This is a genomic window from Marinitoga sp. 1155, from assembly GCF_001021175.1.
Taxonomy (GTDB): domain Bacteria; phylum Thermotogota; class Thermotogae; order Petrotogales; family Petrotogaceae; genus Marinitoga.
On sequence record NZ_AZAX01000052.1, the window covers coordinates 1 to 1,399 of the forward strand.

General features: G+C 20.7%; 1 protein-coding gene. It reads right to left on the reverse strand.

The genetic code is table 11. The features are described 5' to 3' along the window. On the reverse strand, positions 1-1,183 hold a 1,183-nt coding region (locus X274_RS10375), incomplete at its 3' end, for a hypothetical protein (RefSeq protein ID WP_197073365.1). Between the last annotated feature and the right edge of the window lie 216 nt (positions 1,184-1,399).

A 1,399-nucleotide genomic window follows, 5' to 3' on the forward strand; every position in this document is an offset into this window, starting at 1 on the left:
CATAATTTATAGTTTTTATATATTTCCCGCTTTCAAGACTATATTCTTTTATTTCTTTTTTATCAACCAAAATAATTTTTCTTTGATTTTCTAAAATAAATATATTAGGTATTAAAAAATCATATTTTATTTTCAATTGTATTTTATTGTTAGTATTAAAATTATAAATATAAAAATTATTATAAACTTCAAAAGTTACTATATAATTTTTCGATATTGCTAATGGCATTAAATCATTATATATTTTTTCACTATTATCATTTAAATTAAAAGAAAATGTATATTGTGATGAAAAATCTAGATTAAATATCAATGAATTAATATTAGAATTTAAGTAAAAATTATTTGTAATATTTCTTATTGATTTTGATTTTTTTAATTCAACTTTATCAATTGAATTATTATTATAATATCTTGAAATTAAGTATTTATAAAACACACCTTCAAAATCTGTTTTTTCTAACCATTTTAACCAATTAATCATATATTTTTTTATCTTCTCCTGTAATTCCTGTTCTGTTAAAATTACAGATTCTTTATATATTTTTTTTAGTTCGTTATGTCCATATTTTTTAACAATAAAATTTACAAATGATACCCCAAAAGTATAACCATTATTTCTATTTAAAAAAATAATTTCAAATTTTTTATCATTGGATAATCCTTTAAATTTATTGGAAAATTTTATTATTTTTTTTATTGTTTGATTATATCCTTCTATAATATATGGTGTATCATACCACCTAAACCAATTAGCAAGTCCCTCTTTAAAAAAATCAAAACTACATTCCCCCCATAATACAGAATTCAATGCATGAACAATTTCATGTGGAACACTAAACCACGTTGAAAAGATAAATAAACGTAAAGTATTATTATCAATTATTCCTGTGGTAAACGATGCATTATGTATGTTAGAAAATGCATATCTATCTGAATTATTATTGACGATAATAACAACTATTTTTTCTGAAAAACTCTTCTCTTTAAATATTTTAATAAAATCATCTATTTCTTTTTGAAACTTTTTTGCATAAATAACTATATGTTTCCTAAAAGGAGCATCTTTCTCAAAATAAATTTCAAGATTTTTTGTTTCATATTTAATATAATTCTCTTTTGCATATGAATATAATAAATTTATCTTATTTTTATCTACTTTAATATTATTACTAAATATCAAACTACTAAAAAAAATTAAAAACAATAAAAGAAAAATTTTTATGTGTTTCAAGTTATCCACACCCTTTCACATTAAAATATATAGCAATAACAGGTGCTCATTATATGAACACCTGTATATTATTAATTACATGAACCTGGAGTTAATATAGGTGGTATAAAATCTTCACCTGAACAACCTCCTGTTTCTAAAATTCTATCCAAACTACCTGGAGCA